The following is a 23,200-nucleotide window of genomic DNA, read 5'->3' as shown; positions in this document are numbered from 1 at the left end:
CGAGAGCACTGTGCCAGCATGGGAGCAACGCACGGGGGGAACGAAAGGTACGGCGTGAGCGACGAACAGAACTGGCAGGCGCCCGGCTCGAACGGGTCGACGCCGCAAGGCGGGCAGCAGCAGCAGCCACAGTACGGGCAGCAGCAGCCGCAGTACGGGCAGCCGCAATACGGGCAGTACGGTCAGCAGCCGGGATGGCAGCAGCCGCCTGCCGGGCAGCCGGGATGGCAGCAGGCCTACCCGCCGGGTGGCGCACAGCCCGCCTGGACTCCTCCGCCGAAGCCCGGCCTGATCCCGCTGCGGCCCTTGACGCTCGGCCCGCTCCTCGCCGCCCCGTTCCAGGCCCTCCGCCGCAACCCGCGGATCACCGTCGGCGCGGCGCTTCTGCTGCAGGGCATCCCGTCCATCGTGGTGAGTGTCGTGATCGCCGGGGGGATCGGCCTGCTGGCCGGTCGCGTCTTCTCCGCTGAAGCGCGGGATCAGCCGGCGCTCCAGGCCGGCTTCATCGGCGGCACGATCCTGCTCGGCGTGCTCTCGCTCGTCATCACGACCGTGTTCAGCGCCCTGCTCCAGGGCGTGATCGTCGGCGACGTCGCCCGGGAGTCCCTCGGCGACAAGCTGACCTTCCGGGCCCTGTGGCAGCTGGTCCGCGGGCGGATCGGTGCACTGATCGGATGGACGCTGCTCTTCGCTCTCGCCTGGATCGTCGTGATCGCCCTGGTCGTCGCGGTCGTCGTCGCGCTGGCCGCGCTCGGTGGGAGCGCCGGGGCCATCGGAGCAGTGCTCGTGGGCGTCGTCGGCGGCCTCGCCCTGATCCCGCTGGCCTTCTGGATCAACACCAAGCTGGCGATGGTGCCGAGCGTGATCGTGCTCGAACGCCTGCCGCTGACGCAGGCGGTCGCGCGGTCGTGGCGCCTCACCACCGGCTACTTCTGGCGGACGCTGGGCATCATCCTGCTGGTCGGTGTGATCGTCTACGCCATCACGCAGACGGTCGCGATCCCGTTCGGCATCATCGGTGGCCTCGCGGGCGGGGTGTTCGCGCCGACGTCGGCGACCTCGGCCGATCCCATGCAGGAAGTGCTCGTCACGCAGCTGAGCGTCAATGTGCTCTCCAGCATCGTGACCTCGATCATCGGTGCCATCGGCAGCGTCATCCAGACGGCAGCGGTCGCACTGCTCTACATCGATCTCCGCATGCGAAAGGAAGGGCTCGACCTCCAGCTGGTGCGCTTCGTCGAAGGCCGCCAGACGGGACAGGAGCTGCCCGACCCCTATCTTCCGCAGGCTCAGCAGCCGCAGCAGCAGTATCAGCCTCCGCAGCCGCCCGCCGGGTGGCCGAACGCCTGACCGTGATCCGCTTCGACGTCCCGGTCGACCCCAGCTCGCCGGAAGCGCAGGACTGGCTGCGCGGGGAACTGTCGCGCCCGGAATACCAGGCGGCGAAGCCGACGTGGTTCGATCTCGCGTCGAAAGCCGTGCAGGACTGGATCGGCTCGCTGTTCCAGGGTCCGGGCGGCGACGCCGCACCCGTCCTGCTCCTCGTCGTCGTGCTGGTGATCGCCGGCCTGATCGTGGCCGCATTCTTCCTGTTCGGGCGGCCACGGGTCAATCGCCGCTCCGCTCTGGATCGGCGCGCGTTGTTCGGAGCGGACGAGGCGCGCAGCGCCGCCGACCTGCGTGCTTCCGCCGAACAGGCGGCACGTCAGGGCGACTGGGTGACCGCTGTCGAGGAGCAGTTCCGCGCGATCGCCGTCTCGCTCGACGAGCGCACGCTCGTCCACGTGACTCCGGGAACGACGGCGAACGAGTTCGCCGCGCACGCCGCGCGGATCGCGACCGACGAGGGCGACGCGCTCCGGCAGGCCGCCCGCGCGTTCGATGAGGTCCGCTACCTCGACCGGCCCGGCACCGAGGCCGCGTACCAGCACCTCGTCGCGCTGGATCAGCGGCTGCAGCGCGTGCGGGCCCAGCTGCCGGCGGTGAACGCGTGAGCGCCCCGTCGCCGGTGCGCGGCCCGGAGACGGTCCAGCGTGAGACGCGCAATTCGCAGGCGACGACGGCTCAGGCTGCGACGGCTCAGACCCCGACGGTCCGTCAGACCGCGCGCCGCGCGCTCCCGTGGATCGTGCTCGCCGTGATCGCGGTCGTCATCGCACTCGGCGGTGCGCTGCTCACCGGCGGACGCGTCGCGCCGGGCGAGACGCTCGACGCGACCAACCCCGCACCCGCCGGAGCGAAGGCGGTCGCGCAGGTCCTGCGCGGGCAGGGGGTGGATGTTCGGACGGTGTCGACACTCGACCGTGCGACCGCGGCCGCCGATGACGGCGCCACCGTGCTCGTCTACGATCCCCTCGGCAATCTGACCTCGGACGGCTATCGTGCCCTGACCGGCGAGGGACGGACGCTGGTCGTCGTCGAACCGGACTTCGAGGCCCTGCAGACTCTCGATCGCGATGTGACGGCGGCGGGGGCACCGCGTGGTCCGGCTCCCGCCGACTGCGACGTGCCCGCCGCCGAGCGCGCCGAACGCATCGACCCGCGCACCACGTCCACGACGGAGGATGTGGTCGTCCCCGGAACCTTCCGGGTGGCCGACGACGCTGCCGCGTGCTTCTCGGACACCGGCGGGCGCTCCTCGCTCGTGCGCACCTCCTTCAACGCCTCACCCGTCTACCTGCTGGGATCTGCCGCCGTCCTGACAAATGACGGCATCGACCGCCTCGGCAATGCGGCCCTCGCCCTCAACCTCCTCGGCGGCCACCGCACTCTGGTCTGGTACCTGCCCTCCCTCGACGACCGTCCGGTCAGTGGGCCGCCGGACATCGCGGAGCTCACACCCGGGTGGGTGACCCCGGTGATGCTGCTGCTCGTCGTGGTGTTCATCGCTGCTGCGATCTGGCGCGGGCGCCGGTTCGGCCCTCTCGTCGTCGAGAGCCTGCCGGTGGTGGTCCGCGCCGGCGAGACCCGCGAGGGCCGTGCGCGCCTCTATCAGCGGTCGTCCGCGCGGCTGCGCGCGGCCGACGCCCTGCGCGTCGGAACCATCGGCCGGCTCTCCGCCCTCGCGGGTCTGCCGACCACGGCAACCGTGCCGGAGGTCGCCGACGCCGTCGCCGCGATCACGCGCCGCGACCGACTGGCCGTCCGCGACCTGCTGGTCGAGCGCATCCCCCAGACCGACCGCGACCTGATCGCGTTGTCCGACGAACTCGCGGAGCTCGAGAGAGCCACCGCGTCCGCCGTTACGCCCTCCGCAGGGCCCGACCGGAAGAATGGATGAATGACAGACGTCACGACGGGGACGGCGTTCCCCTCCTCCCCCGGCGCACCCGCTGACGCGGCGCGCCTCCGCTCCGCCCTCTCCGCCGTGCGGACCGAGGTGGGCAAGGCGGTCGTCGGACAGGACGGCGCCGTCACGGGTCTCATGATCGCGCTGCTGGCGCGCGGCCACGTGCTGCTGGAGGGCGTGCCCGGTGTGGCGAAGACCCTGCTGGTCCGCTCGCTCAGCCAGGCCCTCAGTCTCGACACCAAGCGCGTGCAGTTCACCCCCGACCTCATGCCGGGAGACGTCACCGGCTCGCTGGTCTACGACGCCCAGACCGGCGGTTTCGTCTTCCGTGAGGGGCCGGTGTTCACGAACATCCTGCTCGCGGACGAGATCAACCGGACGCCCCCGAAGACCCAGTCGGCCCTGCTCGAGGCCATGGAGGAGCGTCAGGTCAGCGTGGACGGCGTCAGCCGCCGCCTGCCGGTCCCGTTCATCGTGGCGGCGACGCAGAACCCGATCGAGTACGAGGGCACCTACTCCCTTCCGGAGGCGCAGCTCGACCGCTTCCTTCTCAAGCTCACACTCGATGTGCCCGAGCGGGACACCGAGGTGGAGGTGCTCCGCCGTCACGCCGCAGGGTTCAACCCGCGCGATCTTGCAGCCGCCGGAGTGACGCCCGTGCTCAGCGCCGCCGAGCTCCAGGCGGCGCGGGAGTCCGCAGCCCTGGTCGGCGCGAACGCCGACGTTCTCGCGTACATCGTCGACCTCGCGCGCGCGACCCGCCGCAGCCCCTCCGTGCGCCTCGGCGTGAGCCCGCGCGGCACCACCGCGCTGCTCGCCGCCGCCAAGGCCTGGGCGTGGCTCTCCGGCTACGAGTCGATCACACCGGACCATGTGCAGGCGATGCTCGTGCCGGTGTGGCGCCACCGCATCCAGCTCCGCCCGGAGGCCGAGCTCGAAGGGGTGGGCGCCGACGCGATCCTGCGGTCGATCCTGCAGCAGGTCCAGGTTCCGATCTAGGCCCCCGCTGTGACCGTATCCGGACGTTTCGTCGCCCTGCTCGCGCTCGGCGCGCTTCCCGTCGTGCTGCTCGGCGGTGCGACGGGGATGGCGTACGCCGTGCTCGGCGGCTGGTTGCTGCTCTGCGTCGTCCTCGGGCTGCTCGACCTCCTCCTGGCCGCGTCCCCGCGTGCGGTCGCGCTCGAGCGCACGCTGCCCGGCCGCGTGCGTCTCGGCGCCGAGGCCGTCTCCGAGTTGTACGTGACGAACACCGGCCGCCGGAGGCTGCACGGAACGGTCCGCGACGCCTGGGAGCCGTCGGCAGCCGCCGAACCGACCCGGACGAAGGTCGACATCCCCTCGGGCGAGCGGCGCCGGGTCGTGGCGTCCCTGCGACCGTGGCGGCGCGGCGAACGCCGCGTGAGGAACGTGACGGTGCGGTCGTGGGGGCCCCTGCACCTGTGGGCTCGTCAGGCGACCCTCGACGCTCCCGGTCGCATCCGCGTCCTCCCGCCGTTCACCGCCCGGAAGCACCTGCCGTCGCGCCTGGCGCGGCTGCGCGAGCTGGAGGGCAGCACGAGCGTCCTGCTCCGCGGCCAGGGGACGGAGTTCGACTCGCTGCGCGAGTACGTGCGCGGCGACGACGTGCGCTCCATCGACTGGCGGGCCACGGCACGGCGGCACGATCCCAACGGCGGGCATGGCGCACGTGTGATGGTGCGGACGTGGCGCCCCGAGCGGGACCGCCGGGTCATCGTCGTGATCGACTCCGGCCGGACCTCCGCGGCCCGCGTGTCCGACGAGCCGCGCATCGACACCGCCTTCGAGGCGGCGCTGCTCCTCGCGGCCCTCGCCACCCGCGCCGGCGACCGTGTCGACATGGTCGCCTACGACCGCATGGTGCGCGGTCGGGTGCAGGGCGCGACGGGCCCGGAGCTGCTCTCACGAATGGTGGATGCGATGGCCGGCATCGAGCCGGCCCTCATCGAGATGGACTGGTCCGCCATCCCGGCCCAGGTCTCCGCGCTGACCTCGCAGCGCTCGCTGGTCGTGCTGCTCACCTCGATCGAGTCCCCCGGAGGCTCCCGGGGGTTGCTCTCCGTGCTTCCACAGCTCACGGCGAAGCATCTGGTCGTCGTGGCGAGCGTGATGGATCCGGACACAGTTGCGGCCACCGGCGAACGCCGTGACCGTGCCGAGGTGTACCGCGCCGCTGCGGCGGAGCGTTCGCTGCTCGACCTCAGCCGCGTCGCCGCGGCGGTGAAGCGCCTCGGCGGCGACGTCGTGACGGGGTCACCGGCCGATCTGCCGCCCGCGCTGGCTGACCGCTATCTGGCCCTGAAGGCGGCCGGTCGGCTCTGAACCGCGGTTGTCGTCAGGCGGCGACGATGCGGCGCGCGCCCGCCTCGAACTCCTCGAGGTCGCCGGTCTCCCCCGCGCGCACGGCCCGTCGGCCGAGCACCAGCATGTAGGCGAGGAACGCCGCCAGCGCGAGAGCGCCGATGCTGATCTTCGCCCACACGGGCAGCCCCGACGGCGTCACGAAGCCTTCGATCAGTCCCGAGATGAACAGCGAGATGGCGCAGCCGACGGCGACCGTGAAGAGTGCCCGGCCGTCCTCGGCGAGCGCCTGGCCGCGAGTCCGCGGCCCCGGGGCGATCCACGCCCAGAAGATGCGGAGCCCTGCCGCGGCCGCCACGAAGACGCTCGTGAGCTCGAGCATGCCGTGCGGCAGGATGTACGAGAACATCACGTCGCCGCGCCCGTAGGCGAACATCACGCCGGCCGCCGTGCCGACGCCGACGGCGTTCTGGATGAGCACGTAGGGCACGAACAGCCCGGTGATTCCGAAGGCGATGCACTGAGCGGCGATCCACGCGTTGTTCGTCCACACCTGCCCGGCGAACGACGCCGCCGGGTTGTTGGAGTAGTAGTCGATGAAATCGTGCTCGACGTACTTCCGGAGGTTGGCGTCGTCGCCCAGGTTGCGGAGCACATCCGGGTTGCCCGTGATCCACAGGGCGTACAGCGTCGCGATCACGATCGTCGCGACCGTCACGCCGAGGACGATCCACCGCAGCCGGTACAGGGCGGCGGGCAGCTGGAGCACGAAGAAGCGGGGCAGCTGGGCGAACAGATTCGCTCCTGCGCCGGTGAATCGCAGCCGAACTGACGACAGCGCGAGCGAGAGCCGGTCGCCCGCCGCCGTCGCGCCGGCGCTCGTCTGGATGGCCGACAGGTCGGCCGCTCCCGACTGGTAGAGGTCGATCAGGCGGTCGGCCTCCGGGCCGTCGAGGCGTCGCTTCGACGCCAACCGGGAGAGTTCTTCCCAGTCGGCGCTGCGCGCGGCGGTGTAGGCGTCGAGGTCCATCTGCTTAGATGATATCTATGATGCAGGCCGGGGCGGGGAACGTGTCTCAGGACGACCGCGAACTGGTCACGGGCGAGGCCGTCGCCCTCGACGTGAAGCCGGCCAGCTACATCCTGCGGGCCGCCGGCACCATCATCGACTGGCTGGCCTACCTGCTCGTCATGTTCGGCTGCATCGTGCTGCTCGCGTACACGGGCGCCGGGCTCGACGAGGCCCTCGCGCGGGCGCTGGTCATCCTGATCCTGGTGTTCGGGATGGTGATCCTGCCCACCACGGTCGAATTGCTTTCGCATGGCCGATCCCTCGGCAAGCTGGCGGTCGGGGCACGCATCGTCCGCGACGACGGCGGGGCCACCGGTTTCCGGCACGCGTTCATCCGCGCGCTGGTCGGCGTGCTCGAGATCTTCCTGACGTTCGGGTCGATCGCAGCACTGACCGGCCTCCTCAACAGCCGCTCCAAGCGCCTCGGCGACCTCCTCGCGGGCACGTACAGCCAGCTGGTCCGCGTGCCGCGGCCGACCCCGCTCCCCCTCTACCTCGCGCCGCACCTGACCGCCTGGGCCGCGACGGCGGATGTCGCCCGCCTGCCCGACCGCCTCTCGCGCCGCATCGCCCAGTTCGTCCGCCAGGCGCCCGACCTGACTCCCGCGGCTCGTCACGGGCTCAGCACCGAGCTCGCCCGGGAGGCCGCCCCGTACGTCTCACCGCTGCCACCGGTCGACGCTGAGACCTTCCTCGTCGCCGTCGCGGTGCTGCGCCGCGACCGCGACGCCCGTGGACTGGCTCTCGAGAAGCAGCGCCTCGACCGGCTGGACCCGGTGCTCGGCGCTCTCCCGCACGGTTTCCCCGACCGCTGACCGCCCCTCCTGTCGCCGCCCGCCCCCTGACTGGAGACGCCATGACGCACCGCCGCCGCATCATCGACCTCAGCCACCGCATCCGCGCGGGCCTCGTGACCTATCCCGGCCTCCCCGCGCCGACGATCGAGCCGCACCTGACGCGCGAGGCGTCCCGGTCCGTGTACGCCGCGGGGACCGAGTTCGCGATGGATGTCATCACCATGATCGGCAACACCGGCACCTACCTGGACAGCCCCTTCCATCGCTACGCGGACGGCGCGGACCTCGCCGGTCTCGACCTCGACACGCTCGTCGGTCTGCCGGCGGAGGTCGTCCGCCTGACCGGGCGGGAGGAACGCGGCATCACGGTGTCGGCGCTGGAGGGCCGTGCAGAGCGGGGCTCCGCGGTGCTGCTGCACACCGGCTGGGATGCGCATTTCGGGACGCCGTCATACGCCACGGGCGCCCCGTTCCTCACCGAGGACGGCGCGCGAATGCTCGCTGATGCCGGTGTCGCGCTCGTCGGCATCGATTCGCTCAACATCGACGACGCCGAGTCGGGCGGCAGCAGGCCGGCGCACAGCATCCTGCTTGCCGCGGGCATCCACGTCGTCGAGCACCTCACCGGGCTGGGCGCGCTCCCGGAGCGCGGGGCCCTGTTCACGGCGGTGCCGCCGGCCATCGAGGGATTCGGCACGTTCCCGGTGCGCGCCTTCGCGGAAGTGCCGGCCGCCGACTGACGCGTGACCGCGCTCAGTCGTGCAGGATGCGCTGGAACAGCACGTGGTCCTGCCAGCGGCCCGCGATCTTGAGATAGTTCGGGGCGACACCGATCCGCTCGAATCCGGCGCGGGTCAGGACTGACTGGGAGGCATGGTTGGCGAGCAGCGTCGCCGCCTGGATGCGGTGCAGGCCGTACTCGTCGCGTGCCGCGTCGATGAGCGCACCGAGCGCCGCGGAGGCGAGCCCCCGGCCGACGTGGTCGCGGTCGAGCCAGTAGCCGACGCTCGCCGACTGGAACGCGCCGCGGACGAGCTGGCTGAGCGTGAACCCGCCGGCGATCTGGTCGCCGTCGGCGATCACGAGCGGGAGGGCCGCATCCACGTCGCGCAGCGCCAGTAGTTCACGCGTCTGAGCGAGCTGCCCGGCCTCCGTGAAGAAGTCCTCCGTGCGAGTCGGGTCCCACGGGGCCAGGTGCCCGCGATTGCGCTGGTAGGCGGCGGCGAGCGCCCCGGCGTCCTGCTCTCTCCGCACCCGGAGGATCAGGCCGTCGGGAAGCTCCCGGTCGGCGAAGTCGAGGACCATCAGTAGCGGTAGTGGTCGACCTTGTAGGGACCGTCGACCGGGACGCCGATATAGGCGGCCTGCTCGTCGGTGAGCGTCGTCAGCTCGACACCCAGCGCGTCAAGGTGCAGGCGCGCGACCTTCTCATCGAGGTGCTTGGGCAGCACGTACACGCCGACCGGGTAGTTCTCCGGCGACACGTACAGCTCGAGCTGCGCGAGCACCTGGTTGGTGAACGAGTTGCTCATGACGAAGCTGGGGTGGCCGGTGGCGTTGCCGAGGTTCATCAGACGGCCCTCGGAGAGCACCAGGATGCTGCGGCCGGTCGGCAGGCGCCACTCGTGCACCTGGGGCTTGATCTCGACCTTCTCCGCGCCGGGCAGTGCCTCGAGCGACGCCATGTCGATCTCGTTGTCGAAGTGGCCCACATTGGCGACGATGGCGAGGTGCTTGAGGCCGAGCAGGTGGTCGAGGGTCACCACGTTCACGTTGCCCGTTCCGGTGATGAGGATGTCGACCTGGTCGATCACCGACTCGAGCCGGGCGACCTGGTAGCCGTCCATCGCCGCCTGCAGCGCGTTGATCGGGTCGACCTCGCTGACGATGACGCGCGCTCCCTGGCCGCGGAGCGCTTCCGCCGCACCCTTGCCCACATCGCCGTAGCCGGCGACGAACGCGACCTTGCCGCCGATGAGGACGTCGGTCGCGCGGTTCAGGCCGTCCGGGAGGGAGTGGCGGATGCCGTACTTGTTGTCGAACTTGCTCTTGGTGACCGAGTCGTTGACGTTGATCGCCGGGAAGAGCAGCTGGCCGTCCTTGGCCAGCTCGTACAGTCGGTGCACGCCCGTGGTGGTCTCCTCGGTGACGCCGAGGATGTCGGCGGCGATCCGGGTCCAGCGGTCCGTGGAGGCGGCGAGCGACTCGCGCAGAGCCGCCAGGATGACGCGGTACTCGTGGCTGTCGGACGCGGCGTCCTCCGGCACGGCGCCTGCGAGCTCGAACTCGCGGCCCTTGTGGACGAGCAGGGTCGCGTCGCCGCCGTCGTCGAGGATGAGGTTCGGGCCGAGGTAGTCGGCGCCGTCGGCGGCGGCCTCCGTCGACCAGTCGAAGATCTGCTGGGTGCACCACCAGTATTCCTCCAGCGTCTCGCCCTTCCAGGCGAATACGGGGACGCCCGCAGGCGCCTCGGGGGTGCCGGTCGGGCCGACGGCGATCGCGGCGGCCGCCTCGTCCTGCGTGGAGAAGATGTTGCAGCTGGCCCAGCGCACCCGGGCGCCGAGCGCGACCAGGGTCTCGATCAGCACGGCGGTCTGCACGGTCATGTGCAGGGAGCCGGCGATGCGCGCACCGGCGAGCGGCTTCGCGTCGCCGAACTCCGCGCGGAGGGCCATCAGCCCGGGCATCTCGTTCTCGGCGAGCCGGATCTGGTGCCGCCCGGCGGCGGCGAGGGAGAGGTCGGCGACCTTGAACGGCAGGGCGGTGGTGGCACTAGCAGGCATGGCCTCTATTGTGGCATGCCCTCCCCGCTGCGTCCCGGGGATGACGCTCAGGCGCGGATGAGCGCGAGCACCTCGTCGCGGATGCGCGCCATCGTCGCCTGGTCGGCCGCCTCGACGTTCAGTCGCAGCAGCGGCTCGGTGTTGGACGGGCGCACCGAGAACCACCAGAACGGCTCGTCCTGCCCGACCCGGCCGGTGACCGTGAGGCCGTCGAGCTCGTCGAAGTCGGCGCGCGGCGTGAACGCCTCCACGATGCGGGTGAAGGCCGCTGGGACGTCCGCGACGGTCGAGTTGATCTCCCCCGACATCGCGTACGGCGTGTAGCGGGCGGACAGCTCGGACAGCGGGCGGTCCTGCGCACCGAACTCGGCGAGCAGGTGCATCGCCGCGAGCATCCCGTTGTCGGCGCTCCAGAAGTCGCGGAAGTAGTAGTGCGCCGAGTGCTCGCCGCCGAACACGGCGCCGGAGCGGCGCATCGCATCCTTGATGAGGGTGTGGCCGACGCGGGTCCGCAGCGGAACCGCCCCCGCTGCCTCGATCGTCTCGGGGACGATGTTCGACGTGATGAGGTTGTGGATGACGGTGATCTCCGCGTCCGGATCCTCGGCCCGAGCCCGCGCGATCTCTCGCAGGGCGACGATCGCGGCCACGGCGGACGGCGTGACGGCCGAACCGCGCTCGTCCACGACGAAGCAGCGGTCGGCGTCGCCGTCGAAGGCGAGACCGAGGTCGGCGCCGTGCTCGACGACCGCGCGCTGCAGGTCCACGATGTTCTTCGGCTCCAGCGGGTTGGCCTCGTGGTTGGGGAACGTGCCGTCGAGCTCGAAGTACAGCGGGATGACGGTGATCGGAAGCGCAGAAAGCCCGGCGGCCTCTTCGAGCACGGCCGGAACGGTCAGCCCGCCCATCCCGTTGCCCGCGTCGACCACGACCCTGATCGGCCGGATGCCGCTCAGGTCGACGAGCGAGCGCAGGTAGGCGGCGTAGCGCTCGAGCACATCCTCCTCGCGGAAGGATCCCGGGCGGTCGACGGCGGGGATGCCGTCGCGCAGGTACTCGGCGGCACGGTCGCGCACCGCACCGAGGCCGGTGTCCATGCTGAGGCCCTGGGCACCGGCCCGAGAGAGCTTGATGCCGTTGTACGTCGCGGGGTTGTGGCTCGCTGTGAACATCGCGGCCGGCGCCTGCAGAGAGCCGGAGGCGAAGTACGACTCGTCGGTGGAGCACAGCCCGATCGACACGACGTCGGCACCGCGCGCCTGCGCTCCGCGGGCGAAGGCCGCGGCGAAAGCCGGAGAGGAGTCGCGCATGTCGTGGCCGACGATGACGTCGGTCCCCGCGGCCTCCACCTCGTCGACGAAGGCCGCGGCGATGGCCTCGACGACCTCCTCCGTGAGGTCCTTCCCGACCAGTCCACGGATGTCGTAGGTCTTGACGACGGACTGCAGACGCGGGTCGGTGATGCTCATGGCCCTAACCTATCGCGACGGCCGCCCCGGATGCCGGAGCCGGGCGCCGGAGTCAGGCGCCGGAGTCAGGCGTCGGCGACGCTGACGTGCCGGACGATCTGCCAGCCCTGCGGTGCGGAGAGCCGCTCGGCGTGGATGGCGCACAGGTCGTACGAGTGCGGCTCGTGCTTCAGGCTCAGCGGTCCGAGCACGGCCATCGAGTCGGCGTAGACGTAGGTGAGCGTCTGCACGGCATCGCGAGGACACGCGACACGGGAACAGGGACGGCTCAACATCGGGCTCAGACTACCGGACGGCGGCCGACGTAGGATGGCGACATGCCCCGCAACCGCCGCACCAGCAGTCAGACCCCGGCGACCAGCCGCTGGCGGAGCAGGCACGGCCGTGGCGCGCGGGGGCCGGTGACCGGCCCGCACCTGCCGATGCTCCAGAACCGGATCGATTTCTTCGACATGACCGTCGCATCCACCGCCGACTACCTCAAGGGCGTCTGGCCGGAGGAACTGGCGAACGTCCACTTCGAGGTCGCGGCGACTCCGATCGGCAACTCGGGCGCCGACGGCGTCGACCGCTGGCGGGTGGATGCGGTCCACCGGCGCATCGTCCTCTACCGGGTGCCCATCCAGCGCCTGACCAAGCTGCACCACGACGACGAGCTGCACCGGCGCATGTACATCGAGGGATGCGTCTTCCGCGCGGTCGCCGAGCTGCTCGGCAAGGACCCGTGGGACCTCGCCCCCGACCGCTACCGGCACTTCTGATCCGGCACGTCTGATCGGCGAGGGGCGATCCGCCCCTCCGGTCAGTTCGGGTAGACCGTGATCGGTGCGGCGAGCGGACCGGGCGGAGTGAGCGCGAAGCTGCTCGCGCGACCGTCCGCGGCGAAGCTGATGCTGCCGCGCAGGCCGTCCGCGCCCGTGATGCGGTAGCTGTCCGGTGCGACGCGCAACAGCGCGCCTCCCTCCGCGGGGACCGTCAGCGTGGCGGGCTTGCTGCCGGGTGCGAGCCCCTGCACCGTCACCGTCTTGTCGGCCTCGCCGGCGTTCGCGAAGTGGAAGGTGGCCGCGCCGTCCGTCGGGACGGTTGCGAGCAGATCCTTCTGGAGCGGCTGGGCCGACGAGAACCAGGTGAAGTCGCGCGTCCTGGTCCCGATGACCGAGGTGCGGACCGCGGCGACGACGGGGACGTTCGCGTTCACGGTGACCGTGTAGTTGCCGTCCTTGAGGTGGTCGAGCGGAACCTCGGCGACTGTTCCCGCCTTGACGGTGGTGGCGTACGAGTCGCCCGCTGCCGTGCCGGCCTCGCCGACGGCGCCGATCGTGATCTGGGCGTCGGTGTCGCCGGGAACGAGGAGTCGGACGACCGGGTAGGTGAATCCGACGCCCTCCGCCGACTGCTCCGCCTGGACCGCCGCCATCGAGGCGATCGTGACCCCTGGGATGATCTGCTGGCGTGCCGGGGCGCCGGTCGGCCCGGCGAGTTCGGCTCCGCGCGGCTGGATGCCCTGCTCGAAGCTCTGCTGGAGCGATGCGGCGACCTCGCCGCCGGTCGTCTGCACACGGACGACCGGCGCCGCGGCGGATGGCACGAGCCCGGCGAGCGGGACGACCTTCTGGGATCCGGCCGGGACCAGGATGCCGGCGGCGCCCGGTGCGCTGACCGGGCCGGTCTCGGTGTACAGCGTCAGGTCGACCGTTGCATCGACCTCGCTCGCGTTCGAGAGCATCACAAGGCTCGTCTGGCCGAGGGAGGTCGAGCCGGCGGCGAGCCAGGTGTCGGCGCTCGGCTCGGCGCACGCAGCGGCGGCCAGCCCGAAGAGGTCGTCCGCGGCGGCCGTCTGGGACTGGGCGGCGGCGAACAGCGGCGGCTTCGTGGCGCCCTGCGGAGTGGAGACGGTCGCCACCAGCGGCGACTCGTCCGACGAGGACGTGTCGGCGTCCGGCTTCAGGGTGCTCGTGCGCACCTCTGCGCCTTCCGCGCGGGAGGTGTAGGTCGGGGCGCCGACTGCGCTCGGACGGGTGGCCTCTCCCGCGTCGGCCGCCAGCTGGAGCAGCGGCCCGGGGCAGATGCGCTGCTGATCCGCCGGTACGGGGGTCACGACCTGTGCGGGTGCCCCGATCGCGAAGTCGGGCAGCGGGAGCAGGGTGGCCCCGGCGACGGCTACGACGGCGATGCCGACGCCCACCAGGCCGCCGACGGCGCGCGCACCGATGCGGGCGATGCCTCTGCGGTCAGCCACGGTCGCCTCCCTCGAAGCTGCGTCGTGGTCGGATGATGGTCTCCTCCAGTCCGTCTTCGAGCGTCGTCGGCGACGGGGGCGTCGTCACGCGCTCCGGCTCGCGCTCGAAGGGGCGATCGGTGTCGTCGAGGGCGGTGTCGACGGGCTCGTCCCGGCTCGATTCGGGCTCGCCATCCGACGCGGACGGCAGCTCCGGCTCGCTCTCCGTGACCGGCTCGGTGTCCACGACCGGCTTGCTCTCCACAGCCGGCTCGCTCTCCACCGCCGGCTCGACGTCCGGAACGTCCTCCTCCTCGGCGGACTCCACGACGGCCTCGTCGTCCGGCTCCGCCTCGTACTCGTCGAGGCTCTCGTCCGCCACACCATCGGCGGCGGCCGGCGTCTCGGGCTCATCGTCTGGCTCGACCGCGGCCTCCTCACGGCGCCGACGGTCGGGCCGGCGGGCCGACAGCTCGGAGATGCGGTCTGCGGATCGCGTGGTCGGAATGGCCATCAGCACAGTGAGACCGACGACGATGCCCTGTACGAGCAGCACGATGACGCGCCAGATGCCTCCGGCGTTCGCGGGGATCTGGGCCGCGGCGGGGACATCGGACGTTCCTCGGTCGAAGGCCCAGAGCCGACCGGTGGAGGTGACGCCCACCGGCGCGAGCAGCGGGTTCGCATCCATCGCCACGGCCGCGCGCGTACGCGTGGCGTCGCCGGCCGCGACGTCCTGGCCCGGCAGGGCGGTCTGCGGGGGTGTCAGCAGAACGAAGTCGATGCCGAGGCGCTTCAGCTCGGCCGACGCATCGTATCCGCTTCGGGAGGAGAGGTTGCCCGCCAGCTGCGCCAGCGCCCGCTGGTCGGCCGTGAGCGCGCGCTGGGTGTCCGCGAGCGTCGACTGGTCGTCGAGCGTCTGACCGCTGCCCCGCACGATTTCGGCGCGGATGCCGCCCTCGCCCTGCGGGATGATGCGCAGCGTCCCGGTGCGCGGCTGCGTGGCCGCCTTGGCCGTGACGACGGCGGGCATCGTGCGGCCGTCGCTCTCGGCGACCTCGGCGTGACCCGTGAGGCTGACGATCCCGACCGGCACGACGGCGATCGCCAGCGTCACGATCGCGACCCAGGCCGGATAGACGGCGGCGCGTCCGATGGCGGACAGCGCGAGAACGGCGGCGCCGATGAGCCCGAGCCAGTACAGGCTCACCGCGGTGCCCGGCCAGATCGGGACGACGGTGCCGCCCGAGACCGCGACCTGCACGTGGAGGGCGGCGACGGCCGTCAGGAACCCGGCGAGGGCGACCAACAGGGCGACGATCGCCCGGACCGTGCCCCGCAAGAAGAGGGCGAGGATCGCCAGCACGCCGAGCGGCGCCAGCAGGATCGGGACGATCAGGTTGGCCGACGCCGTCGGCAGCTGCAGGGCGGTGGCGAGAGCATGCCAGCCGCCGAGGGTGCCGTCCGGGAAGCCGAGCGCGAGCTGCCAGGCCGGCGTCTGCCGTGCGTCCAGCGGGACGCCCGGGTCCGCGAAGATCGACAGCCAGGCTCCGCGGGCTCCCTGCTGCCAGACGAGCGGCGCGAACAGCACGAGGGCGGGCAGCGGGATGAACGCGATGCGCGCGGCGCGACGGCCGGCGAAGACGAGGGCGGCGATCCACGCGATGACGAGCGCCGGGATGAGGATCGGGGCGCACGCCGCCGTCGCTGCGGCGAGCAGGGCCGTGGTGGCGCTGGCCGCCCAGGACCGGCGGGCGGCGAGGCCGGCGAAGAACAGCCACGGCAGCAGGATGTGCGCGAGCACTGCCGACGGGCGCCCGCCCTGCAGAGCCACCAGCAGGGTCGGTGCCAACGCGTAGGCGAGCGCGGCGAACGCACGGAGCGTTGCCCGGGTGGTCAGCCGTGCGGCCGCGAGCCAGGCGCCGAGCGCCGCGAGCGGCACGGCGAGGATCCAGAGCAGCACGAGCGACTGGGACGGCTGCCAGAACGTCAGCGTTCCCAGGACCGCGAGCACCGCGGAGAACGGGTCAGCGGCGCCGACGAAGCCGAGGCTCGTGTCGCGCCAGCCGTAGCCGAGGTCCGCCCAGAGCTGGCCGACGGATGAGTCGAGCGGCAGGAGTCCGCCGCCGGAGAGCGCGCCGGAGCCGATGAGGGGGAAGAACAGGGCGACGCCGACGAGGAGCGCGGCGAGCACCGCCCAGCCGCCGCCGGTCCCGAAGAAGTCGAGGTCCTGCTTCTCGCCCTGCTGGCGGACCATCGCCGCTTCGTGTTTCAGCGCACGGGCGCGGCGCACCTCGGCGAACGGGATGCGCAGAGGGGCGACTGCCGCCCAGCTCACCTCGCGGGCGGCCGCGAGGCGCCGCCGGGCGCCGCTCACCGCGAGGCCGGAGAACGCCACCCGGAACGCGGCACCGAGTTCACCGCCGACCGAGCCCGGCTCCTTGCGCAGAAGCCGCAGGAGCCCGCGCAGGATGCCGAGCGGCACCAGGGTCAGCCAGTGCAGCGGGACGGCCCATCCGGGGGCGTACACCATCCGTCGATGCAACTGCGCACGGCGCCGCTCCCCCGACAGACGACGGCGCACCGTCCACTTCGACGAGAGGTTCGGCCCGGCGACGCCCTCCCCCGCGATGGCGACGCGCGCCTGAGCCACCAACGTGACGCGGAACCCGGCCAGGCGGGCCCGTGTGCAGAAGTCGAGACCGTCCTCGACGGTCGGCAGGGCGGGGTCGAAGCCCTCGAGCCGCTCCCAGAGCGCCTGACGGACGAGCATCCCCGCGCTCGAAACGGCCAAGACGTCGCTCAGGCCGTCGTGCTGAGCCTGGTCGAGCTCGTTCTCGACCAGCGGCACAGAGGCGCCGAACGGCGTCATCGCCTCACCGAACTCGCGGATCAGAGCCGGGTCATCCCAATCCACCAGCTTCGGACCGACCACGGCGACCGAGGGAGACACCTCGAGCGCCGCGAGCAGCGCCTCCAACGCCCCCGGTTCCGGCGCGGTGTCCTGCGCCAGCAGCCAGAGCAGCTGCTCCGAATCGGACGCGGGAGGCAGGACCCGCACAGCCGTCGCGACGGCAGCGCCGAACGGGAGCTTCTCGGGGACATTGAGCAGCTGGGTGGGCTGGGCTTCCGAGAGCAGACGGGCGGCGTCGTCGGAGGTCGCACAGTCGACGGCGATCACGGCGTCCGGTCGACGGGTCTGCTCCGCGAGGGCGTCGAGAGTGCGCTGCAGGCGGGGGCCGCCGCTGTGGGCGACGACGATGGCGGTGACTCTCGGATACATCGCCAGTCAGCCTAGGTCGGGCTCGCGCCGATCCCGTCTTTGGGTCGGGCGCGGCGCGGTTTCAGCGAACGAGTCAGCCGGCGCGCTTGCGGAGCTTGCGGCGCTCGCGCTCGGAGAGGCCGCCCCAGATCCCGAACCGCTCGTCGTTGGCGAGAGCGTATTCGAGGCACTGCGACCGCACCTCGCACGAGGTGCAGATGCGCTTCGCGTCGCGGGTCGAGCCGCCCTTCTCGGGGAAGAACGCCTCCGGATCCGTCTGAGCGCAGAGAGCGTCGGTCTGCCAGGCCAGCGGGTTGTCTTCTTCGACCTCCGCCGGTCGGACGCCCGGGACCCCGAGGCGGACCGGGTCGATGAACCAGTCGTCGGGTACCCCAGAACGATATTCAGGAACTGGCATATCGGTCTCCCCACCCATGAACTGCTGAAACACGAGATTCCCGCGTTGCCCTAATTACACCGTTGTCATTCGCTCACGTCAAGTCGCGAATCGTAAAGCCTTGACCGCAGGTCGAGAGTTCGCGACGCGCCGGAGAACGACAACAATCCCGACACGCCCGGTCGGCCGGGCCTGTCGGGAACGGTGTCAGGACGCCGCCTGGCGTGCTTCCCAGGCGCTGCGCACCATGTCCTCGAGCGAGTGACGCATCCTCCAGTCGAGATCGCGTGCTGCGAGGTCTCCCGAAGCCACGATCCTCGCGGGATCCCCTGCGCGTCGAGGCCCCACTTCTGGGGTGAAGGCGATTCCCGTCACCTCGGCCACCGTCCACATGATCTGGCCGACGGAGACGCCGTCGCCGCTGCCCAGGTTGTAGACGGGCTCGATCGCCTCGCCGGCGTCGAGTCGCTTCGCGGCCGCGACGTGCGAGACCGCCAGGTCGGCGACGTGGATGTAGTCGCGGACGCAGGTGCCGTCGGGGGTCGGGTAGTCGTTCCCGTTGATGCGAGGGGTGCGGCCGGCGACCAGGGCGTCGAAGACGAGCGGGAACAGGTTGTGAGGGCTGGTATCGCGGAGCGCCGGATCGCCCGATCCGACCACGTTGAAGTAGCGCAGGGAGGTGTGGCGGAGGCCCGCCGCGACGCCCTGGTCGCGCAGCAGCCACTCGCCGATCAGCTTCGACTCGCCGTAGGGCGACTCGGGGTTCTTGGGCGTCGCCTCGGTGACGATGTCGACGTCCGGCGTGCCGTAGACCGCGGCGGACGAGCTGAACACGACGGCATCGACGCCGGCGTCCTGCATCGCGGCGAGCAGCACCGCGGTGGCGGTCACGTTCTGCTCGTAGGTGTGAAGCGGCCGCTGAACGGACACACCGGCGTACTTGAAGCCGGCGACATGCACGACGCCGGAGACCGTGTTCTCGGCGAAAATGCGCGACAGCAGCTCGCCGTCGAGGATGGTGCCCCGGTAGAACGGCACATCCGCCGGCACGAACTCCTCGTGACCGCTCGACAGGTCGTCGACGACGACCACGTCCATCCCCTCGTCGAGGAACGCCCGCACGACGTGCGCTCCGATATAGCCTGCGCCTCCGGTCACCAACCACGCCACGTGCGGTCCTCCTGATCGTTCGTCAACGGGATGCCGCCAGACTATCGTCCGCTCGACGGACGCGACGGGCGCCCGCCCCGTCCTACGGTCGGAGCATGCGCACCATCACGGCCGTCCGGGTCTGGCTCGTCGTCTTCCTCGTCGGACTCGTCCTCAGCGGACTGACCGCGTTCCCGCTGGAGGCCGAACTCCGCTGGGCGTCCCAGGTCCTGCACTTCACGCCGGCGCCCGCACTGCTGCCCGACCTCGTCCACTGGGTGGACCGCGTCCGCGACGCGGTCACCGACACGGGGACGCGCTACCCGTTCCTCGCCTACGGGACGGACTGGCTCGCGTTCGCGCACCTCGTCATCGCGGTGGCGTTCATCGGCCCGCTGGTCGATCCCGTCCGCAACATCTGGGTGATCCGGTTCGGGATGATCGCCTGCGCCGGCGTCATCCCGCTCGCGCTGATCGCGGGCGCCGCGCGCAGCATCCCGATCGGCTGGCAGCTGATCGACATGTCGTTCGGTGTGTTCGGGGTCATCCCTCTGCTGTTCGCCCACCGGCTGACGATGCGACTGGAGGCCGCGGAGAAGCTCACACGAACGCCGCTTGCCCGGTGATCGCGCGGCCGACGATGAGCGTGTTCATCTCGCGCGTGCCCTCGTAGGAGTACAGGGCCTCGGCATCCGCGAAGAAGCGGGCGACGTCGTAGTCGAGCACGATGCCGTTTCCTCCGAGAGCCTCGCGGCACCAGGCGACCGTCTCGCGCATCCGCGCGGTCGCGAAGGCCTTCGCCAGGGCCGAGTGCTCGTCGCGCTGCTCGCCGTCGTCGAGCATCTGCGAGACGCGGGTGCACAGGCCGATCGAGGCCGTGATGTTGCCGATCGACTTGACCAGGAGGTCCTGGATGAGCTGGTGGGAGGCGATCGGCTTGCCGAACTGGACGCGCTCCTTCGTGTAACGCAGGGCCGCCTCGTAGGCGCCGACCGCGACGCCGACGGCAGCCCAGGCGACCTCGGCGCGGGTGAGGCGGAGCACCCGGGCGGTGTCCTTGAAGCTGTTCGCGTTCTGCAGGCGGAGCGACTCGGGAACGACGACGTTCTCGAGCGTGATGTCGGCGTTCTGCACGATCCGGAGGGACTGCTTGCCCTCGATCTTCGTCGTCGTGAAGCCGGGGGTGGAGTTGGGGACGATGAAGCCCTTCACCTGGCCGTCCTCCGCGCTCTTCGCCCAGATCACGGTGATGTCGCTGAACGTGGCGTTCCCGATCCAGCGCTTGGAGCCGTTCAGCACCCAGTTGTCGCCGTCGCGGGTCGCCACGGTCTTGAGGCCCTGCGCGGAGTCCGAGCCAGAAGTCGGCTCGGTGAGACCGAAGGCGCCGAGCACTTCGCCGCTCGCCAGCTTCGGTAGCCACTCCGCGCGCTGCTCGTCCGAACCGCAGACGCCGATCGCCCCGAGGGCGAGACCGTTCTGCACGCCGACATACGTGCTCACGGAGGCGTCGACCCGCGCCAGCTCCAGTGCGACCCAGCCACGGAACACGGCGGAGTTCTCGAATGGAGCGGTCTCCGGGAAGCCGAGTCCGATGGCGCCGTTCCTGTGCAGGACGTCGATGATCTGGTGCGGGAACTCCGCCTTCTCCCAGTACTCGTTGACGATCGGCTTCACCTCGGACTCCAGCTGCGAGCGCAGCGTGGTGATGAAGTCCTTCTCACGGTCGGAGAGGAGGTTCTCGAAGCCGTAGAAGTCGCCGGCGATGGTCTCGAAGGGCATGTCTGCTCCATTGCGTCCACAGGGATGGTCGGGCCGCCGTCAGCCTAAGGAACGCGCGCGGCGCGGACAAAGCGATTGGTAGTTTGGTCCAACGGAACGAAAGGGATGGCGACGGATGTTTGTGCGCATCGGCAACACCCCGCGCGACTACGCGTGGGGCTCCACGACCGCGATCGCGGGCCTCCTCGGCACGGAGCCGAGCGGCGGACCGGAGGCGGAGCTGTGGCTCGGCGCCCATCCCGGCTCCCCCGCCCGCGTGCTCGACCCGGCCCTGGCCGGCGGCGCGGCCGACCTCGCCGCCTGGGAGCGCACGCGCGACCTCCCGTACCTGCTGAAGGTGCTGGCCGCTGCGGGGCCGCTGTCGCTGCAGGCGCATCCCTCCCCGGAGCAGGCCCGCGCCGGCTTCGAGCGCGAGAACGCGGCGGGGCTCGCGCCCGACTCTCCTGAGCGCAACTACAAGGACCCGTTCCACAAGCCGGAGCTCATCTTCGCCCTCAGTGATCCCTTCGAGGCCCTGTGCGGGTTCCGCGACACGGAGGAGTCGCGCCATGCCTTCGAGCGTCTCGCGGCCGCCACCCCCGGCGGTGCCGTGCTCAGCGGGTTCGCCCGCACCCTCGTCGGCGAGCCCGGCGCCGCGCTGCGGCGTGCGACAGAATGGCTGCTCGGGGAGGACCCGGAAGTCGACCTGCTCGTCGCGGAGGTGGTCCGTGCGGCGCGCGCCCTCCCGGACGACCGCGACGCCGACACGGTGCGCATGCTCGACGAGGCCTTCCCCGGCGACCCCGGGATCGTCCTCGCACTGCTGCTGAACCGCGCGACTCTGCGCCCCGGCCAGGTGCTCTACCTGCCCGCGGGGAACATCCACGCCTACCTCCGCGGTCTCGGCATCGAGCTGATGGCTGCGTCCGACAACGTGCTCCGCGGCGGACTGACACGCAAGCGCATCGACGTACCCGAGCTGGTGAGCGTGCTCGACTTCACGCCGATCGAGGCGACGCCGCTCGCGCCGGAGCACCCGGCCGCCGGCGTGGAGACCTTCCGGCCCGACGTGCCCGACTTCGCTCTGGAGCACATCGTCGTCGACGACGGACAACCCACGACCGTCCGCCTCCCCGGCACGGCCATCGCACTCGTCACCGACGGAGAGGTGAAGCTGAGCGGCGCGAACGACACGGTGACGCTCGCCCGCGGTGAGTCGGCGGTCGTGGTCGACGAGACGGAGCTCAGGGTGAGCGGCCACGGTACGGTGTTCGTCGCGCACCCGAACTCCTGAGCCGCCGACGGGATCGCCGGGTGCGGTCGGCTATCCTTCCCAGGTGACATCGCCCCGCGCCACGCTCCCCGCCCGCATCGCCGTCGCGCGCACCGCGACCGGCACGGCGGAGAACGCGTTCGCCGCGCTCGTGCTGTTCACCCTGTTCGCCGGCGACTTCTGGCGCAACACGATCAGCTGGCCGGGGTACTTCGTCCTGGCCGGAGTGCTCGCCGTCGTCAGCGCGGTGCTCATCGTGAGCTCGCGCCCCCGCTTCCGCTGGAGGACCACGCCGAAGACGCTGCTGCTGTTCCTGGTGCTGGCGATCGCGTCGATCGCATGGTCGGCGTACCCGGGGGCGAGCGCTCTCGGAGTCCTGTCGACGCTCGTCACGGCACTCGGCGGGGTCTTCCTCGGACTGCGCCTGGGGTGGCCCGGCCTGCTCAGCGCTCTCGGCAACGCGTTCCGCTGGATCCTGGGTCTCTCGCTGGTCTTCGAGCTGGTCGTCGCCCTCTTCGTCCGGCAGCCGGTGCTTCCGCTCACGCCGGTCTACACAGTGCCGGAGGGGAAGCTCCCCCAGGCCTTCTTCTGGAGCCGCGACCTGCTGTTCCACGGCGGACCGATCCAGGGCATCGTGGGCAACAGCAACCTGCTGGCCATGATCGCGCTGCTGGCGATCGTGGTGTTCGCCATCCAGGTCGCCGACCGGACCACGCGACACGGCTCGGCGCTGGGCTGGCTGATCGTGGCGGTGCTGACCCTCGCGCTCACCCGCTCGGCGACGGTCACCGCGGCCGCGCTCGTCACCGCCGTCGTGCTGGCGTTCGCGCTGTGGGGCCGCCGTGCCGGCGCTGAGCGACGGGGTCCCGTCTACCTGGTGGCGATCGTCGTGGTGGCGGCCGTGATCGTGGGCGTCTCGCTGTTCTCCTCGCGCATCCCCGCCCTGTTCGGCAAGAGCGAGGACCTCACCGGGCGCCTCGACATCTGGGCGGCTGTCACGCACCTCGCGCAGGAACGCCCGGCCTTCGGCTGGGGATGGGTCAGCTACTGGGCGCCGTGGGTGAAGCCCTTCGACGGCCTCGCCACCCGCAACGGCGTCGAATACCTGCAGGCGCACAACGCGTGGCTCGACGTGTGGCTGCAACTCGGGATCGTCGGCCTCGTCGTCTTCATCCTGCTCGTGCTCACGACGTTCGGCCGCGCCTGGTTCCTCGCCGTCGACCGCCCCCGCTCCACGATCGTCGACGACCAGCCGTACCGCGCGGTCACCCTGCTGCCGCTGCTGCTCCTCGGCGCCCTGATCGCTCAGAGCTTCGCCGAGAGCCGCATCCTGATCGAAGGCGGCTGGGCGCTCCTCGTGGCGCTCTCGGTGGCCACCAAGCGGTCCGCGAACACGACGGCCCCGTAGTCTGTG

Annotated in this window: 21 protein-coding genes; 11 read left to right on the top strand and 10 right to left on the bottom strand. The window is 71.3% G+C overall.

Annotation, left to right across the window (positions count from 1 at the left end; all coding sequences use genetic code 11):
• Positions 1-54 precede the first annotated feature (54 nt).
• From J2Y42_RS09280 to J2Y42_RS09260, 5 genes are read left to right on the top strand one after another with little or no spacing between them, the layout of a single operon-like run.
• Positions 55-1,350: a hypothetical protein gene (locus tag J2Y42_RS09280; RefSeq protein ID WP_309857239.1), complete on the top strand. Its 1,296-nt coding sequence runs from the start codon at positions 55-57 to the stop codon at positions 1,348-1,350.
• Positions 1,335-1,994: a DUF4129 domain-containing protein gene (locus J2Y42_RS09275; protein WP_309857236.1), complete on the top strand. Its 660-nt coding sequence runs from the start codon at positions 1,335-1,337 to the stop codon at positions 1,992-1,994. The genes J2Y42_RS09280 and J2Y42_RS09275 overlap by 16 nt, the downstream gene beginning before the upstream one ends.
• Complete coding sequence (locus J2Y42_RS09270; RefSeq protein ID WP_309857233.1) at positions 1,991-3,280, top strand: DUF4350 domain-containing protein; 1,290 nt, start codon at positions 1,991-1,993, stop codon at positions 3,278-3,280. Before J2Y42_RS09275 ends, J2Y42_RS09270 begins: the two co-directional genes overlap by 4 nt.
• A complete protein-coding gene (locus J2Y42_RS09265; RefSeq protein ID WP_309857231.1) occupies positions 3,281-4,288 on the top strand; it encodes a MoxR family ATPase in 1,008 nt (335 codons plus the stop codon). It begins immediately after the preceding gene.
• A gap of 9 nt (positions 4,289-4,297) precedes the next feature.
• Positions 4,298-5,629, top strand: coding sequence for a DUF58 domain-containing protein (locus J2Y42_RS09260; protein WP_309857228.1), 1,332 nt, complete (start codon positions 4,298-4,300; stop codon positions 5,627-5,629).
• A 13-nt stretch (positions 5,630-5,642) separates the two neighbouring features.
• Here J2Y42_RS09260 and J2Y42_RS09255 read toward each other — a convergent pair whose 3' ends face one another.
• Positions 5,643-6,638, bottom strand: coding sequence for a stage II sporulation protein M (locus J2Y42_RS09255; RefSeq protein WP_309857226.1), 996 nt, complete (start codon positions 6,636-6,638; stop codon positions 5,643-5,645).
• 17 nt (positions 6,639-6,655) lie between these two features.
• On the opposite strand from J2Y42_RS09255, the gene J2Y42_RS09250 reads away from it, so the two are divergent.
• Both J2Y42_RS09250 and J2Y42_RS09245 read left to right on the top strand, forming a co-directional pair.
• Positions 6,656-7,495 (top strand): RDD family protein, encoded by an 840-nt coding sequence (locus tag J2Y42_RS09250; protein ID WP_309857223.1) that lies wholly within the window; start codon positions 6,656-6,658, stop codon positions 7,493-7,495.
• Between the two features lie 41 nt (positions 7,496-7,536).
• Entirely contained in the window at positions 7,537-8,217 is a 681-nt protein-coding gene (locus J2Y42_RS09245) for a cyclase family protein (protein ID WP_309857222.1), read from the top strand.
• Between the two features lie 13 nt (positions 8,218-8,230).
• On the opposite strand, the gene J2Y42_RS09240 is transcribed toward J2Y42_RS09245, so the two are convergent.
• From J2Y42_RS09240 to J2Y42_RS09225, 4 genes are all read right to left on the bottom strand, one after another.
• Positions 8,231-8,782: a GNAT family N-acetyltransferase gene (locus J2Y42_RS09240; protein WP_309857220.1), complete on the bottom strand. Its 552-nt coding sequence runs from the start codon at positions 8,780-8,782 to the stop codon at positions 8,231-8,233.
• Entirely contained in the window at positions 8,782-10,260 is a 1,479-nt protein-coding gene (gene ahcY, locus J2Y42_RS09235) for an adenosylhomocysteinase (protein ID WP_309857218.1), read from the bottom strand. Before ahcY ends, J2Y42_RS09240 begins: the two co-directional genes overlap by 1 nt.
• 47 nt (positions 10,261-10,307) lie before the next feature.
• Positions 10,308-11,729: a phosphomannomutase/phosphoglucomutase gene (locus J2Y42_RS09230; RefSeq protein WP_309857216.1), complete on the bottom strand. Its 1,422-nt coding sequence runs from the start codon at positions 11,727-11,729 to the stop codon at positions 10,308-10,310.
• Positions 11,730-11,794: 65 nt separating this feature from the next.
• The gene (locus J2Y42_RS09225) at positions 11,795-12,004 is read right to left on the bottom strand and encodes a DUF3499 family protein (RefSeq protein WP_026307082.1); all 210 of its coding nucleotides are present in this window, start codon (positions 12,002-12,004) and stop codon (positions 11,795-11,797) included.
• A gap of 42 nt (positions 12,005-12,046) precedes the next feature.
• On the opposite strand from J2Y42_RS09225, the gene J2Y42_RS09220 reads away from it, so the two are divergent.
• Positions 12,047-12,490 carry a metallopeptidase family protein gene (locus J2Y42_RS09220; protein WP_309857212.1) on the top strand — a complete coding sequence of 148 codons (444 nt, stop codon included), beginning with the start codon at positions 12,047-12,049 and terminating at the stop codon, positions 12,488-12,490.
• Between the two features lie 41 nt (positions 12,491-12,531).
• On the opposite strand, the gene J2Y42_RS09215 is transcribed toward J2Y42_RS09220, so the two are convergent.
• The 4 genes from J2Y42_RS09215 to galE all read right to left on the bottom strand — a co-directional run bounded on the left by J2Y42_RS09215 (position 12,532) and on the right by galE (position 18,776).
• Positions 12,532-13,968 carry a DUF5719 family protein gene (locus J2Y42_RS09215; RefSeq protein WP_309857211.1) on the bottom strand — a complete coding sequence of 479 codons (1,437 nt, stop codon included), beginning with the start codon at positions 13,966-13,968 and terminating at the stop codon, positions 12,532-12,534.
• On the bottom strand, positions 13,961-17,230 hold the full coding sequence (locus tag J2Y42_RS09210) for a glycosyltransferase (protein ID WP_309857208.1): 3,270 nt from the start codon (positions 17,228-17,230) through the stop codon (positions 13,961-13,963). Before J2Y42_RS09210 ends, J2Y42_RS09215 begins: the two co-directional genes overlap by 8 nt.
• Positions 17,231-17,303: 73 nt before the next feature.
• Positions 17,304-17,627, bottom strand: coding sequence for a WhiB family transcriptional regulator (locus J2Y42_RS09205; RefSeq protein ID WP_018190075.1), 324 nt, complete (start codon positions 17,625-17,627; stop codon positions 17,304-17,306).
• A gap of 186 nt (positions 17,628-17,813) precedes the next feature.
• Entirely contained in the window at positions 17,814-18,776 is a 963-nt protein-coding gene (gene galE, locus J2Y42_RS09200; RefSeq protein ID WP_309857206.1) for a UDP-glucose 4-epimerase GalE, read from the bottom strand.
• Between the two features lie 95 nt (positions 18,777-18,871).
• On the opposite strand from galE, the gene J2Y42_RS09195 reads away from it, so the two are divergent.
• Complete coding sequence (locus J2Y42_RS09195; protein WP_309857203.1) at positions 18,872-19,381, top strand: hypothetical protein; 510 nt, start codon at positions 18,872-18,874, stop codon at positions 19,379-19,381.
• Here the strand turns inward: J2Y42_RS09195 and J2Y42_RS09190 are convergent.
• Positions 19,356-20,534: an acyl-CoA dehydrogenase family protein gene (locus J2Y42_RS09190; protein ID WP_309857200.1), complete on the bottom strand. Its 1,179-nt coding sequence runs from the start codon at positions 20,532-20,534 to the stop codon at positions 19,356-19,358. The two genes, J2Y42_RS09195 and J2Y42_RS09190, sit on opposite strands and share 26 nt — an antisense overlap.
• A 115-nt stretch (positions 20,535-20,649) precedes the next feature.
• Between J2Y42_RS09190 and manA the strand changes: the two genes are divergently transcribed.
• Together manA and J2Y42_RS09180 are read left to right on the top strand one after the other, a co-directional pair.
• Positions 20,650-21,807 (top strand): mannose-6-phosphate isomerase, class I, encoded by a 1,158-nt coding sequence (gene manA, locus J2Y42_RS09185; RefSeq protein ID WP_309857197.1) that lies wholly within the window; start codon positions 20,650-20,652, stop codon positions 21,805-21,807.
• A gap of 43 nt (positions 21,808-21,850) precedes the next feature.
• The gene (locus J2Y42_RS09180; protein WP_309857194.1) at positions 21,851-23,194 is read left to right on the top strand and encodes an O-antigen ligase family protein; all 1,344 of its coding nucleotides are present in this window, start codon (positions 21,851-21,853) and stop codon (positions 23,192-23,194) included.
• Positions 23,195-23,200: the final 6 nt, after the last annotated feature.

Source organism: Leifsonia sp. 1010 (genome assembly GCF_031455295.1).
Lineage (GTDB): Bacteria > Actinomycetota > Actinomycetes > Actinomycetales > Microbacteriaceae > Leifsonia.
Note: the sequence above shows the minus strand (reverse complement) of the source record. Positions and strands in the feature narration are given on the sequence as shown.